The organism is Psychrobacter aquimaris (genome assembly GCF_016107525.1).
Classification (GTDB): Bacteria; Pseudomonadota; Gammaproteobacteria; order Pseudomonadales; family Moraxellaceae; genus Psychrobacter; species Psychrobacter aquimaris.
The window spans coordinates 17228-30900 of record NZ_JABASR010000021.1; the positions used below are offsets into that span (position 1 = coordinate 17228).

The window sequence follows — 13673 nt, forward strand, 5'->3', positions numbered from 1 at the left end:
AGGGTTTTTTATGAGTAAAGTTGATAGCAACGCTACAATTACTGTACCCAGCTATCCTAGAGGTAAGGTGATAGGAGTCTATGGGTTATTGGGCGGGGTGGTAGGAGGTTTAATCCTCTTTTTTTATATAGCGATAGGAATGTCGATAGATATTGGCATTCCACTACGAGATTCACTACTCTTCGTCAAAATGGCCCCAGCATTTATCCTAGTAGGTTTTTTCGGAGGTTTACTACCAGCGTTATTAACAGGTTATATCGTCTCTAAGTTCAAAATATATTTTAATTCGGTAGCGAAGGTTTTTCCCTTATTTATAATAGGGTTTATGAGCACGTTTTTATTCGTAGTGTGGTTCATGATAGGGGATGGCTCTGTAAATTCTTCTATGACAAGTGATATTTTATTTTGCTGTAATGGCGGTGTCAGCGCTATCATCACAGGATGGTTCGTATTACCTAAGTACAAATACTAACCGCAAATAAAATTTATCTGATTATTTCACTTTTGACAGAAATAAAGTAAATAAAACCAGCCGATTAAATTAAGTGGTCGCGCCAGTAAGACAGCTACTACTTATCACTAAATAAGGAGAACATCGTGCGTCATCCTTCGTTAGCCAATATTGAATGGCAAGATTTGCGTCAGCTTCGTCTGAGCGAGACTGTTTATAATATTTTTTTATCGTTACCTTTTTTATTGCTGTCATGGTGGAGCGCGTGGCAAGGGTGGTGGTTACTTGCACTTGTGGCGACTTTTTTCTTTTTTACTGCGGCACTTAGACAAGCGCATGATTGTTATCATCGAACGTTGGGAGTAGGGAGGCTCGCCACTGAACTCATGCTGTTTTTTCTCAGTATCACGATGCTTTGTAGCACACATGCTATTAGGCACACACATCTCAATCATCACCGAGATCCGCTTGGAGACAGTGATGTTGAGGGTAATTGGGCTCGCCTGCCGTGGTATCAGGCGATATTGGGAGGCGGAATTTTTTCAATGGCGATTCAGTGGTTCGGCTTGACGCATGGTAGCCGCCGTAATCGTATTCTCGTTGCCTTTGATATGCTGCTTATTTTTGCAGTGATTGCCATCGCTTTTATCACGATGCATCCAATATTGATGTATCACGTATTGGTAATGATATTGGCCAATACGATGGTGGGGTTTTTTGCAGTATGGAGCGTCCATCATGGTTGTGATGACGTGGTATATGCTCGCAGTGAGCGTCATCCACTGATTAATTTACTGACCTTTAACTTACTCTATCATATAGAGCATCATCTATTTCCAGCGGTGCCGACCAATCATTTACCTAAGCTTGCCAAGCGTTTAGATGCCGCCGCCCCGCAGTGGACGCAGCAGCCAGTAATCCCTCTTTTAGCCCCAGCCAATCAATATCAACCATCTGGGGTGACCGAAAAATCCAGTGTCCATTCGCATCACTTTGATATTTAGCTATAGTCGGTTCAATATAATTTGGATACAAGGAAGGCGAGCGAAAGTACTACAAATAGTAGACCAAGCGAGCCTGACACCGTATCTGATTTATATAGAATTGACTATATCACTCAGAAAGGAGTCGTAAGATGATTATTCAAAATCATATCAACAGCTATAGAGAGCAAGCGCATTTATCCATCACTATGTACTACGATGATGCTTGCGTCATATGCAGCACCGAGGCGCACAATATGAAAATGCGTCAGCCTGAGAAGATACGCTTAGTTCCTGTAGAGGAGGGGCTAGATGAGTTGGCAGTTGCAGGTTTTAGCCGTGAGGATGCGATGACTTATATGTGTATGAAAGACAGCTATGGCAATTGGTACACACATATGGATGCTGTACGGCTGCTCTACAGGACAGGCAGTGTTAAATGGTCACCGTTGTTGTTTTTGCCAGTAGTCAAACAACTTGGCGACTTTGTGTATCCGTACGTCGCGCGCAATCGCTATAGAATTCCGAACTGGGTGACCAAACTGGTTTATGGCAAAGCAGTGATGCAAGCTTGTGAAAATGGTGTCTGTAAAATAGCGCCAGACAAGCGGTAAATCGTCCTTACTGTTCACTATTTAGTTTTGCGATAACAGCACCTTAGAAGAAAATCATATGAAGTTTTCGTGGAAAAAAAGACGCTATATTCAGAGCATTAAATTTTTCACGTAAGATAGCGTTATCTTTATCTGAGCAGACTTGATTATGGGTTTCTTCATTGTTTTCAATCAGTTGCTAGCTGTTATGACCAGCATGCTTCTTTGGTGGTTAATAAAGCCAAAAACTACTTTTGCTAAAGTTGCGCTGATAGCTACTGTCTTTATTATTAATAATAGTGCTCTTATTTATGGTTTGACTGAGTTTTGGGGTGAGCGCTTTCAGGTCTATCTGGTCGTTAGTATTTTGCAAAGTTTTATGCTTTATGCTGGTTTGATCACCGCTGCGGTAGCGCTACTAGCTTATCCGCTCTTTAAACGAAAATCTCGTCCAATTTTCATTCGCGCGCTAGCTGTCACGACTTATATAGCCATTGTTAGCTTAGCAATATTTAACGCTTACTCACCCGTCGTATATCGTTTTACAGTTACTATAGATAAGCCGCTGGCTAAACCAATGGACATAGCGCTTGTCTCTGATACGCATCTGGGTAGGTGGTTTGGTAATCGACAGATAAAAAAAATGGTGAGCCTCATCGATGCGCAGCATCCTGATGTAGTGGTTATCGCTGGTGACATTATGAATGACAACACCATTGCTTACGATAATACGAATATGCATGAACAATTATCAAAGCTAAAGGCACCGCTTGGCGTCTATGCGACTTTAGGCAATCACGATTATTTCGGTTATGACCAGCAGATCACACAGGCGGTGGAAGAAGCCGGTATCAAAGCCCTTGATAATGAGAGTGTGCTATTAGATGACTCAGTATGGCTGGTAGGACGCTCTGATGACATGGATCGTACCAGACTGTCAGCGGATGAGTTATTGACGCAAGTAGAGACGGACAAACCAATTATATTTTTGGAACATCGTCCTAGCGCTATGGATGAGGTGAGCGTCCTGCCAGTTGATTTGCATCTGTCTGGTCATACCCATGGTGGGCAGATATTTCCGTTAACGATATTGATGGATTGGTTGACACCACTAAACTATGGCAGCAAAAAAATAGCCGAGACACAGTTTTTGGTGACCTCTGGTTATGGCATTGGTCCAGTACCGTTTAGATTGGGTACGCGTTCTGAGATTTGGATAATTACGTTACAATCTGACTCATGAGTCATTTAGATAAATAATATCATACCTATGATAAAGCCTCTACCATATCTAAATGGTAGAGGCTTTTATTTGCTGTTAGGCTTGTTAATAGATGCTTTGCTCGTATTGTCAGCTGACGATATATTGCATGGTTGCCATCATACTCAAGGATTCTTCATGCGTTATACGTTTTTTATCACCATCTTTGTACTATTGCAGCTCTTTAGTGTCGGCGCTGCTCTAAGCGTGCAATGGTGGTTACAGCCTTGGCAGACAGCAAATTTGCAAACTTGCGTATGGATCATCATATTCGTGATTACCAACGGTTTGCTGCTACTCAGTGTCAATAGAGCATTTGCCAATAGCTATCGATGGATCAGTGGCTGGATGTTAGTCATGCACTTTATACTATTGACCACCTTAGTTACCAGCCTATTTTATGGTGGATATTGGTTATTTCTGTCACTAGCTGGTGAAGTACCTAATGTATCTGCTACCGTCGATTTTGGATTGCGCATATTGGCATTGGCAGTATTTATTGGATTATTTGTTTATGCCTTATATAGTGCTTATGTGCCTGTGGTACGTGAGTTATCTATTGATATTGATAAGCCTTTGGCTAAGCCGTTACGTATTGCGGTCGCCAGTGATTTGCATATAGGGCGATTGTTTGGCAGCGGGGCAATAGATAGGCTGCATCATCTTATTGTAAAAAATACAGCCGACATCTTGCTGATGCCAGGCGATATTATGGATGATAATACGCAAGCATTTGCTGATTATAATATGGCAGAAAACTTGGCTGAGTTATGCAAAAGCTTGCCGTATGGTGTTTATGCAACGCTGGGCAACCATGATTTGTATGGTCACGAACAATCCATCAGCCAAGCGCTAAGTGATGCAGGTGTACAGTTATTAAATGATGAAGTACTCAGTATCGAGCATAAAGGTCAACCAATCTGGCTGGTTGGGCGTTTTGATAACCATAAAAGGCAGCGGGTAGCCACAACCGATCTCCTAGCCCAAGTTGATACTACACAGCCAGTGATACTGCTAGATCATAGGCCAAGTGATATCACTGAGCACAGTCAAATGCCGATTGATTTACAGCTTTCAGGGCATACCCATAACGGTCAGATATTCCCCGCTAACTTTATTGTCAGTGCCATCAATCGCTTGGGTTATGGCTATGAAATCATCAATGAAAGTCACTTTGTGGTGTCATCTGGTTACGGCTTTTGGGGTATCCCATTTCGCTTGGGTTCGCGCTCAGAGATTTGGCTAATTACCGTCACGGGTCATAGTTCGGTTAGCCATTCTAGTAAATGACACCGATGTAGATAATTAATTATGATAGATAACCAATTATGCCGCTAATAAAGCCTGTGTACTGATGATGTCACGTACAAAATGCGCAAAGCCATCGATAATGTTGCCTGTTTCTTGTCCAATACCCTGATGAATACTCATGAAATGAATAAAACCATGCGGCGCACCAAGAATGGTATGAGTCTCGACTGCTATACCATGAACCTTTAATTGCTTTGCATAAGCAAAGGCTTCATCACGTAATACGTCTAATTCTGCAGCGACAATGTAAGTCGGGCATACTTTGCTATTATCACCAAGCATCGGACAGTTAAGGATATGCTGGCGTGGCAAGGGGCTGTTATCTAAACAAGCGGCATCAAATACAGCCACATCGGCATGATCCAACAATAATCCCTCACCATATAATTCCCAACTTGGATAATCCGTTTCGATGTCAGTCACAGGGTATAAAGGCATTTGCGCAAGCGGCTTTGGTAAGCGCTCTAATAAATTGAACATTTTTTGACCTGCAATGCCCAAATCTGACCATGCGGCTTGCGAGGGTGCAGTAAGTTGTTGGGCAATCAAGGTAGACAATCCGCCGCCAGCACTGTCGCCTGCTAGCACAATTCGTGAGGGTGAAGCGCCTAGGGTGTGGCAATGCTCAGCCAGCCAAGCGTAAGCAGTGATACAGTCTTTTAGTGCGGCTGGTGCTGGATGCTCAGGCGCTAAGCGATAATCAACGCTGACGACTGGCCAGCCGGTTTGCGCGCAGACAGCATGGCAGAACTCATGATGGGTGTTGATATCACCAATACAGAATCCACCACCATGAAAATATAACAGTACTGTCTCATCAGAAACGGTCTCATCAGAATTATGAATATCATTTTTTTCTGATTCTCCATGAGAGCTAGCGTCTGCTTGATAACAGCGAATGGTCATATCGCCATCATCAGCATTGGCAATCACTTTGTCTTCCCAATGCACAAGCTTCTCATTTTGTTTTGTAAAGCGTTTCATATTGCCGATGATAGTATCATTTGCTTGCTGCCATACGTGCGGCGCTTGCATGGCCACAGCGTCAGCGGCGAATCTTTCACGCAGCTCATGCATTGGTGTCAGCTCAAGAGGCGTTTTAAGCTTGCTATTCACAGCAAGTATCAGACGCATATGAGCGTTGGCGTGCAGATATTGTTTCGACGTCGGTCCTTTCAGATAACCAACCAATTTCTCTAGTATCGGCGTTGGCAGATAGCCAACTCCTTTCATGGCATAGTGCAGAGTATGCGGCTGACAGTTAGTCATCAGGTTGTAGCTGCGCATCTTTTGTTTGAGAGTCAAACTCTCCTGTTGAGCGTCGTTTTCCTTTATCTCATGATCTTTACGATCTGTTGGCGCGAGTTTCATCGTCATCAGCGCTTTATTCAATAGCGCGTTGATGGATAACACGGTTGATTTAGTCATAACACTTCTCGTTAATGATTGTCAGTATGAGCCTGCCTTCCGATGTGAGTGATACTGTTTGTAGCAACAATAGAGTAATCAAGAATAAAGGTGAGTATTTTTTAGTAATAGCTTATGTAGCAACGGTAATTTTTGGAGAACAAATACTACTTTCTTGTAGCTTTTGTTAATGACTATTTATACCCATTGACAGCATATAAGACTCAGTTTTGAGCGCTTTAATGCAGGTTTAGGCAGCCTTTGTTGTAAATTAGAAAAATTCCTATGGCTTAGGCTTGAAATTTGCCGCCACCACCTTTATCAAGCAACTAGTAAAGCGTATTAATAAAAACAATGAGTAAGACTGATTAACTATTTAATAAGAGCACAGTATCACTAGCAAATAGTGCGTTTGTTGCCTCTTATATCAATCGTCATTATTAAAATTCTAAGGAGCCATCATGAGCGAGAAAAATACCAACCACGAATCCCCTGAGCAAAATGTGGCGCATGACAATATTGAACACAGTGACAGTATTTTAGAAGAAACCATGAAAGAGTTTGATCCACAACACAACTCAGGTGAAGAAATGACTATCGAAAATGAAATCGATCTCGACACCTTTAAAGCTCGCATCGCTGAGCTAGAAGGTGAGGTGAAGGAAGCTAAAGAAGGTACCGCTCGTGCCAATGCCGAAGCTTACAATGCACAAAAACGCATGGAGCAAGAGGCGGATAAGAGCAAAAAATTTGCGCTACAGAAATTTGCCAGAGAGTTGTTAGAGATCGTTGATAACTTAGAGCGTGCTATCGAAAACGCTGATGCCAATGATCCAGTCGCTGAAGGCGTGCAATTGACGCATAAAGCATTATTAGCAGTATTGCATAAAAACGGTATAGAAGTGGTCGACCCGCAAGGCGAAAAATTCAACGCGGATCTTCATGAAGCAGTGGGTATTGATGCAGAAGCGGAAGCTGATACTGTTGGTACTGTATTACAAAAAGGCTATAGCTTGAACGGTCGTTTATTACGCCCAGCCATGGTGCGTGTGGGACAGTAATATCAAAAACTGGATTTTTATTGTACTAAACCCCAATATAACTAAGGGTTTTCACAAAAAGTCACATGAAAGACAGTTTTTGCATGATTATTGACTTGAAAAAATTCATAAGTAAACCGATATATATAGCAACAAGAGATCAACTACGGTCTGGATAGACAAATATTTAAAATAAATCAGGAGTAAATAGTTATGGGTAAAGTAATTGGTATTGATTTAGGTACGACTAACTCGTGTGTCGCAGTAATGGAAGGTGACAAAGTCAAGGTCATCGAAAATGCTGAAGGTACTCGTACAACACCATCGATCGTCGCTTATAAAAATGACGAAATTCTGGTTGGTCAGTCGGCCAAGCGTCAAGCGGTCACCAATCCAAACAATACATTGTTTGCGATTAAGCGTTTGATTGGTCGTCGTTTTGATGACAAAGTCGTGCAAAAAGACATCGGTATGGTGCCTTACAAAATCGCCAAAGCAGATAACGGTGATGCATGGGTAGAAATTAACGGTAAAAAATTGGCGCCACCACAGGTTTCTGCTGAAATCTTGAAAAAAATGAAAAAAACAGCAGAAGACTATCTTGGTGAACCAGTTACGGAAGCAGTGGTAACAGTACCTGCTTACTTTAATGATTCACAGCGTCAGGCAACAAAAGACGCGGGTAAAATTGCTGGTCTTGATGTGAAACGTATCATCAACGAACCAACGGCCGCTGCTCTTGCTTATGGTATGGATAAAAAGCAAGGCGATAGCACGGTTGCTGTTTATGACTTAGGTGGTGGTACTTTTGACGTATCAATCATCGAAATCGCTGATGTTGATGGCGAGCAGCAGTTCGAAGTACTAGCAACCAATGGTGATACATTCCTTGGTGGTGAAGACTTTGACTCAGCTTTGATTGATTATTTGGTTGATGAGTTCAAAAAAGACCAAGATGTTAATCTAAAAGGTGATTCGCTTGCGATGCAGCGCCTAAAAGAAGCGGCAGAAAAAGCAAAAATTGAGTTATCAAGTGCTCAAAGCACTGAAGTGAACTTGCCTTATATTACTGCGGACAGCAATGGTCCTAAGCATTTAGTAGTCACTATCAGTCGCTCGAAACTTGAGAGCTTAACTGAGGATTTGGTACAACGTACGATGGGTCCTTGTAAGATTGCGCTTGAAGATGCTGGTATTAAAATTGGTGACATCGATGATGTTATCTTAGTTGGTGGTCAGACTCGTATGCCACTGGTACAGCAAAAAGTGCAAGAGTTCTTCGGTCAGGAACCACGTAAAGATGTGAACCCTGATGAAGCAGTAGCGGCAGGGGCTGCGATTCAAGGTGCAGTATTGTCTGGTGATAAAACTGACGTACTATTGCTTGATGTAACGCCACTAACGCTTGGTATTGAAACGATGGGTGGTGTAATGACGCCAATCATTGAGAAAAACACCATGATTCCGACTAAGAAATCACAGGTATTCTCAACGGCTGAAGACAACCAACCAGCAGTAACCATTCAGGTTTATCAAGGTGAGCGTAAAATTGCTAACCAAAATAAACAGCTTGGTCGTTTTGATTTGACGGACATTCCACCAGCACCACGTGGTCTACCGCAAATCGAAGTTACTTTTGACATCAACGCTGACGGTATCATGAACATCTCAGCGAAAGACAAAGGTACTGGTAAAGCACAAAGCATCCAGATTAAAGCAGATTCAGGCTTGTCGGATGAAGAAGTCGAACAAATGGTTCGTGATGCAGAGGCCAATGCTGCTGAAGATGAGAAATTCGCTAACTTAGCGCAAGTTCGTAACGAAGCAGATGGTCGCATCCATGCGGTACAAAAAGCGTTAAAAGAAGCGGGAGATAAGGTGACTGATGAAGAAAAATCAACAGTAGAAACCGCTATCTCTGATCTTGAAGCAGTGATTAAAGAAGATGATCATGATGACATCAAAGCTAAGCTTGAAGCGTTAGATAATGCCTTCTTGCCAGTTAGTCAGAAGATTTATGCTGATGCAGGCGCTGAAGGTATGGATCCAAGCCAGTTCCAACAAGGCGCGGATAATGCAGCAGATAGCAACCAAGCTGATGATGACGTCGTTGATGCTGAGTTTACTGAAGTAGACGAAGACAAAAAATAAGACTGCTCATAGGCACATAAGTAGTTAAGTGATAAAACGCACCCTTCGGGGTGCGTTTTTTTATGGCTATTATTTATAAGAGCTATCCTACCTACCACTCCTATATGTTGTTTTCACTGTTTAAATGCATTTACTATAAGTACTTCGTAAGTCAAATGAACGATAGGCTGCCCAGCGTCATCTTGCGCTGAAAAATGTTGCCAATAATCTGACTCAAACTGTTGCAAGCGTGCCTTGGTCCACATAAAGGGTGGGGTATTACTGGTGTTTACTTGCGTCCGATTGGTCGATACGCCCGTCAATTTCATATGCTTTAGGATAGCGTAGGGACTGGCAAACGGTAATTCAAAACGCTGAGTGGACAGTTCAATTATCTCAAAGCCAGCACTGACCAGTGCCAATTGCCACTCGTCGATATCTGGATAATAGAGCCCTTGACCAGTCAAACGCTTAATTTGCCAAAAATTATTTGGCGTAAAAGTATTAAACAGCAGTTGACCTCCAGCTTGTAAGCGGCGTGCTGAGTGCGCAACAAAACTCAAGGGGTTATCAAACCACTGCACTGCATTGGCACTGATTATCAAGCTATGTTCACCCTCAAAGTCCATCGTCTCAGCATCGCCAATCGTTATGTCAGCATTTGGTACTATGGATTGTAAAGTAGCAGCTTGTTCAGCGCATAATTCATTGATCAGCCAATGCTGACTTTGAATGTGTGCTGCTAGTAGGCGGGTCATTTGACCGGTTCCTGCACCGACTTCAAGTACACTGTCGTGTTTAGTATGGGTAAGGTTGTCTAGCAAATATTGGCAGACTTGCTGTTGAATATTGGCTTGCTGATCATAGTCACTGGCATTGGCAAAATGACGAGCGATGGTTTGTTTTCTGGCGCTAAAATTATCAGGCGTAGCGAGTGTTTTCATACGATTTATTATATCCAAGTGAGCCAATTAGCAATCGATAGTAGCGCTGACGTCGCTGATGTATAACAACAGATTTATAATTGTCTTATCAATTGTTCGCAGTCTTCATTTGTCAGCTTGGCATTCATGACTAAACGAATACGTGCCGTGTTTGCAGGCACGGTGGGTGGCCTGATAGGCAGCGCGTAAAAACCTGCTGCTTGCAACTGTTGCGCTTTAGCAAGAGTGCTGGCGTTATCCCCCAACACGTAAGGCACAATGGGTGATTCATAGTTTGGATGTTGTGTGGTTTGGGAGACACGGTGTCGTATGTCGATGGCTTGACTAAGCTTGGTAGACAAGCACGCTAAATGCGCACGTTGGTCATTTAGCGTTGGCATTTTTGCTAAAATAAATCGCGTCCATGCGTGATTGATAGGTGGTAATGCCGTACTAAAAATTAGCGGGCGCATGCGGTTAATCAGCCATTGTTTGACAACATCATCGCACATAATATAAGCACCCACTGAGGCAAAGGCTTTACCAAAAGTACCGACCAAATAGTCAATATCAGCCAATGTCTGTGTTTCTTCCGCTAGTCCCAAGCCTGTATCACCTAACACACCAATGGCATGAGCCTCATCGACATACAGTTCAATACGAGCATCGCTAGCTTTTAATTGTACCAGTTGACATAAATCCGCACGATCACCATCCATACTAAAGATACTCTCAGTGACAATGATGATGCGCTCAATGTCTGGCGCTGCTTGCTCAATAAACGTAGCCAAATGCTCATAATCATTGTGACGATAACGGCGATAGCTGACAAGCTTGCTTTGGCTCAGACGCATACCATCGATAATGCTGGCATGTACCAGCTTGTCAGCCAAGATAAGCGTTTTGACTGGCAACGCTGTGAGGGCTGGGAGTATACCAAGATTGGTATGATAGCCGCTATTCAATACCAACACCGATTTTGAGTCAGAGATATCTTGTTTGCCGACAGCGATTTGATACCATTCCTGTAACTCAGACTCTAGCGCTTGGAGCTGTGCATCATTCCCAGTGAGCAAGCGTGAGGACGTCGCACTCATCTTAGGCATTTGTGCGTCTGATAACTGTGTTAGTTGACTGAGAAATTCGTTTTGCAATTCAGTGTCGCCGCCTAAGCCAAGATAATCGTTGCTGGCGATATTGAGTAATGTTTTACCTTCGCTAATAACGTATTGCCCATGATGTTGAAGATTGGGTAATTGACGATATTGTTGGGTTGCTTTGAGTGCTGTAAGCGCTTCTTGCAAACGGCTAGTTATGCGTCCAGTCATTATTTTTACCTTAAAATATTTGGCATCTATTATTGCTTTAGGCTTATTTCTGCTAGAAAGACGGTGAAATGAGTAAGGATTATTGCATAAACTTCATGGTTGTAACAAAAGATTTCATATCTTTGCCTTTGTAACCCAAGCACTGATAAATACTTGCAAATCTTAACTCTCATACCATCAAACACTGACAGACTGCTTGAAATAGTTTGTTACTATATACCCATCGTTAGCAAACAAGGCGATAGGGCTATAAAAGCTGATATAACTAGATAACTTGTTTGTCCAAATTGATTTTAAGGAGCTAATAATGAAAACACTACAAAAAACGCTACTTGCACTAGCAGCCGGTTCTTTATTAAGCATGGGTGCACAAGCTGCCGTATCTTATGGCAACGGCTACACTGGTCAGCCATATGTTGGTGTAAAAGTCGGTCAGTTTGACCTAGATGTAAACGGTGCTGATAAGCCAACAGCTTATGGTGTTTATGGTGGTTACAACTTTGATCCTAACTTTGGTATCGAAGCAGAATACGTAGGTTCAGATGATGCTGATTACTACAACGGTGACATCGATGCCAAGAGCTATGGCGCGTACGGTACTTACCGTTATCAGTTCCCAAATACAGCGCTATACGCCAAAGGTAAGCTAGGTGTTGCTAAGACTGAAATCGAAGGTAACTATCTCGTCGAAGACTCTAACAGAAAAACCATCTCTAAAGATGATACTAGTCTTGCTGGTGGTGTAGGTCTTGGTTACTCAGTTAACCCGAACTTCAGTGTCGAAGCTGAATACGACATGCTAGGCAGTGACGCAGATCTGATGACTGTTGGCGCTCAGCTAAAATTCTAAAGTTAAAATAGACGATTAGTCAGCTAAACAAATGAGCAAAGGTGTAGTCAATAACCTTTTCTTACACAGATACTTTATAGATAAACAATTAAAGATATAACCCTAGGGGAATACTATGAAAACACTACAAAAAACGCTACTTGCACTAGCAGCCGGTTCTTTATTAAGCATGGGTGCACAAGCTGCCGTATCTTATGGCAACGGCTACACTGGTCAGCCATATGTTGGTGTAAAAGTCGGTCAGTTTGACCTAGATGTAAACGGTGCTGATAAGCCAACAGCTTATGGTGTTTATGGTGGTTACAACTTTGATCCTAACTTTGGTATCGAAGCAGAATACGTAGGTTCAGATGATGCTGATTACTACAACGGTGACATCGATGCCAAGAGCTATGGCGCGTACGGTACTTACCGTTATCAGTTCCCAAATACAGCGCTATACGCCAAAGGTAAGCTAGGTGTTGCTAAGACTGAAATCGAAGGTAACTATCTCGTCGAAGACTCTAACAGAAAAACCATCTCTAAAGATGATACTAGTCTTGCTGGTGGTGTAGGTCTTGGTTACTCAGTTAACCCGAACTTCAGTGTCGAAGCTGAATACGACATGCTAGGCAGTGACGCAGATCTGATGACTGTTGGTGCTCAGCTAAAATTCTAAGTCCTTGGTTAGTAGTATAATAAGTAAAAAACGCACCCTTCGAGGTGCGTTTTTTTTCTTTAAATTTTCCTAACTTTCCCCTAAAGTTGTTTAAGGTACGTATGTGATACATTGATGATTTTTAAGAAATTATTAACATCAAAAATGTGCTACATTAAAAGTTAGAATGACAAAGATAGGGAATACAGCGATGATGGAGACTCTTTGGATGATTGAACCTTGGCACTGGTTAGTATTAGGCTTTATATTGCTGATCATTGAGATGTTTGTGCCGACATTCGCCAGCCTTTGGTTCGGCGCTGCTGCCATCATCGTTGCTGCGCTTTCGTGGCTATTGCCTATTTCTGTCTCTTTGCAAATTATTATTTGGTTGGTGCTTTCTGCCATATTCTTGCTGGCATGGTTTAAGTTTATCAAACCTTTATCGGTAGATCGTACCAAGGCTGGGTTGGGCGGTAGTATTATCGTCGGCGAGATGGGTATGATTATCGTGCCGCCACAGCCAGATAGAGCGGGTACGGTTAGATTCAGTGTGCCTATTGTTGGTGCAACGGAGTGGATGTGCCGTACTAAAGGTGAGCAGGTGGCAGTCGGCGATCGAGTAGTGGTGACCGATATCGTTGGTAATGAGCTGATCGTGAGCAGTATGAAATCGCAGGCAGCGATTAATAAAGATATGCAATTATAACCCCACTCTCAACTTCGAAAGTGATTGAAAAAAGAAGAGCACCTCACTAA

Annotated in this window: 13 protein-coding genes; 10 read left to right on the forward strand and 3 right to left on the reverse strand. The window is 42.5% G+C overall.

Annotation, left to right across the window (positions count from 1 at the left end):
- Nucleotides 1-10: 10 nt before the first annotated feature.
- From JFC10_RS14290 to JFC10_RS14310, 5 genes are all read left to right on the forward strand, one after another.
- Complete coding sequence (locus JFC10_RS14290) at nt 11-472, forward strand: hypothetical protein (RefSeq protein ID WP_198333413.1); 462 nt, start codon at nt 11-13, stop codon at nt 470-472.
- 125 nt (nt 473-597) lie between these two features.
- Nucleotides 598-1455, forward strand: coding sequence for a fatty acid desaturase family protein (locus JFC10_RS14295; RefSeq protein WP_198333414.1), 858 nt, complete (start codon nt 598-600; stop codon nt 1453-1455).
- Nucleotides 1456-1586: 131 nt separating this feature from the next.
- The gene (locus tag JFC10_RS14300) at nt 1587-2048 is read left to right on the forward strand and encodes a thiol-disulfide oxidoreductase DCC family protein (RefSeq protein WP_198333415.1); all 462 of its coding nucleotides are present in this window, start codon (nt 1587-1589) and stop codon (nt 2046-2048) included.
- Between the two features lie 187 nt (nt 2049-2235).
- A complete protein-coding gene (locus JFC10_RS14305) occupies nt 2236-3270 on the forward strand; it encodes a metallophosphoesterase (RefSeq protein WP_227685765.1) in 1035 nt (344 codons plus the stop codon).
- Between the two features lie 156 nt (nt 3271-3426).
- The gene (locus tag JFC10_RS14310; protein ID WP_198333417.1) at nt 3427-4578 is read left to right on the forward strand and encodes a metallophosphoesterase; all 1152 of its coding nucleotides are present in this window, start codon (nt 3427-3429) and stop codon (nt 4576-4578) included.
- Between the two features lie 36 nt (nt 4579-4614).
- Here JFC10_RS14310 and JFC10_RS14315 read toward each other — a convergent pair whose 3' ends face one another.
- The gene (locus JFC10_RS14315) at nt 4615-6027 is read right to left on the reverse strand and encodes an alpha/beta hydrolase (protein WP_198333418.1); all 1413 of its coding nucleotides are present in this window, start codon (nt 6025-6027) and stop codon (nt 4615-4617) included.
- A gap of 440 nt (nt 6028-6467) precedes the next feature.
- Between JFC10_RS14315 and grpE the strand changes: the two genes are divergently transcribed.
- Together grpE and dnaK are read left to right on the forward strand one after the other, a co-directional pair.
- Nucleotides 6468-7067: a nucleotide exchange factor GrpE gene (gene grpE, locus JFC10_RS14320; RefSeq protein WP_193011610.1), complete on the forward strand. Its 600-nt coding sequence runs from the start codon at nt 6468-6470 to the stop codon at nt 7065-7067.
- Nucleotides 7068-7259: 192 nt separating this feature from the next.
- Nucleotides 7260-9197, forward strand: coding sequence for a molecular chaperone DnaK (dnaK, locus tag JFC10_RS14325; protein WP_198333419.1), 1938 nt, complete (start codon nt 7260-7262; stop codon nt 9195-9197).
- Between the two features lie 113 nt (nt 9198-9310).
- On the opposite strand, the gene JFC10_RS14330 is transcribed toward dnaK, so the two are convergent.
- Together JFC10_RS14330 and JFC10_RS14335 are read right to left on the reverse strand one after the other, a co-directional pair.
- Nucleotides 9311-10120 (reverse strand): methyltransferase domain-containing protein, encoded by an 810-nt coding sequence (locus JFC10_RS14330; protein ID WP_198333420.1) that lies wholly within the window; start codon nt 10118-10120, stop codon nt 9311-9313.
- 74 nt (nt 10121-10194) lie between these two features.
- Nucleotides 10195-11427 (reverse strand): 8-amino-7-oxononanoate synthase, encoded by a 1233-nt coding sequence (locus JFC10_RS14335; protein ID WP_198333421.1) that lies wholly within the window; start codon nt 11425-11427, stop codon nt 10195-10197.
- A 307-nt stretch (nt 11428-11734) separates the two neighbouring features.
- On the opposite strand from JFC10_RS14335, the gene JFC10_RS14340 reads away from it, so the two are divergent.
- The 3 genes from JFC10_RS14340 to JFC10_RS14350 all read left to right on the forward strand — a co-directional run bounded on the left by JFC10_RS14340 (nt 11735) and on the right by JFC10_RS14350 (nt 13623).
- Nucleotides 11735-12277 (forward strand): porin family protein, encoded by a 543-nt coding sequence (locus tag JFC10_RS14340; protein WP_193011614.1) that lies wholly within the window; start codon nt 11735-11737, stop codon nt 12275-12277.
- Nucleotides 12278-12392: 115 nt separating this feature from the next.
- Entirely contained in the window at nt 12393-12935 is a 543-nt protein-coding gene (locus JFC10_RS14345) for a porin family protein (RefSeq protein ID WP_193011614.1), read from the forward strand.
- Between the two features lie 190 nt (nt 12936-13125).
- The gene (locus JFC10_RS14350) at nt 13126-13623 is read left to right on the forward strand and encodes an NfeD family protein (RefSeq protein ID WP_198333422.1); all 498 of its coding nucleotides are present in this window, start codon (nt 13126-13128) and stop codon (nt 13621-13623) included.
- The last annotated feature ends 50 nt before the right edge of the window (nt 13624-13673 follow it).

What these genes read in the sequence shown, in the direction of transcription:
- JFC10_RS14305 (WP_227685765.1), top strand. Translation starts at nt 2,236, where the DNA reads ATGACCAGCATGCTTCTTTGGTGGTTAATAAAGCCAAAAACTACTTTT.
- JFC10_RS14315 (WP_198333418.1), bottom strand. Translation starts at nt 6,027, where the DNA reads ATGACTAAATCAACCGTGTTATCCATCAACGCGCTATTGAATAAAGCG.
- JFC10_RS14300 (WP_198333415.1), top strand. Translation starts at nt 1,587, where the DNA reads ATGATTATTCAAAATCATATCAACAGCTATAGAGAGCAAGCGCATTTA.
- JFC10_RS14350 (WP_198333422.1), top strand. Translation starts at nt 13,126, where the DNA reads ATGATGGAGACTCTTTGGATGATTGAACCTTGGCACTGGTTAGTATTA.
- JFC10_RS14330 (WP_198333420.1), bottom strand. Translation starts at nt 10,120, where the DNA reads ATGAAAACACTCGCTACGCCTGATAATTTTAGCGCCAGAAAACAAACC.
- grpE (WP_193011610.1), top strand. Translation starts at nt 6,468, where the DNA reads ATGAGCGAGAAAAATACCAACCACGAATCCCCTGAGCAAAATGTGGCG.
- JFC10_RS14335 (WP_198333421.1), bottom strand. Translation starts at nt 11,427, where the DNA reads ATGACTGGACGCATAACTAGCCGTTTGCAAGAAGCGCTTACAGCACTC.
- JFC10_RS14340 (WP_193011614.1), top strand. Translation starts at nt 11,735, where the DNA reads ATGAAAACACTACAAAAAACGCTACTTGCACTAGCAGCCGGTTCTTTA.
- JFC10_RS14310 (WP_198333417.1), top strand. Translation starts at nt 3,427, where the DNA reads ATGCGTTATACGTTTTTTATCACCATCTTTGTACTATTGCAGCTCTTT.
- JFC10_RS14345 (WP_193011614.1), top strand. Translation starts at nt 12,393, where the DNA reads ATGAAAACACTACAAAAAACGCTACTTGCACTAGCAGCCGGTTCTTTA.
- dnaK (WP_198333419.1), top strand. Translation starts at nt 7,260, where the DNA reads ATGGGTAAAGTAATTGGTATTGATTTAGGTACGACTAACTCGTGTGTC.
- JFC10_RS14290 (WP_198333413.1), top strand. Translation starts at nt 11, where the DNA reads ATGAGTAAAGTTGATAGCAACGCTACAATTACTGTACCCAGCTATCCT.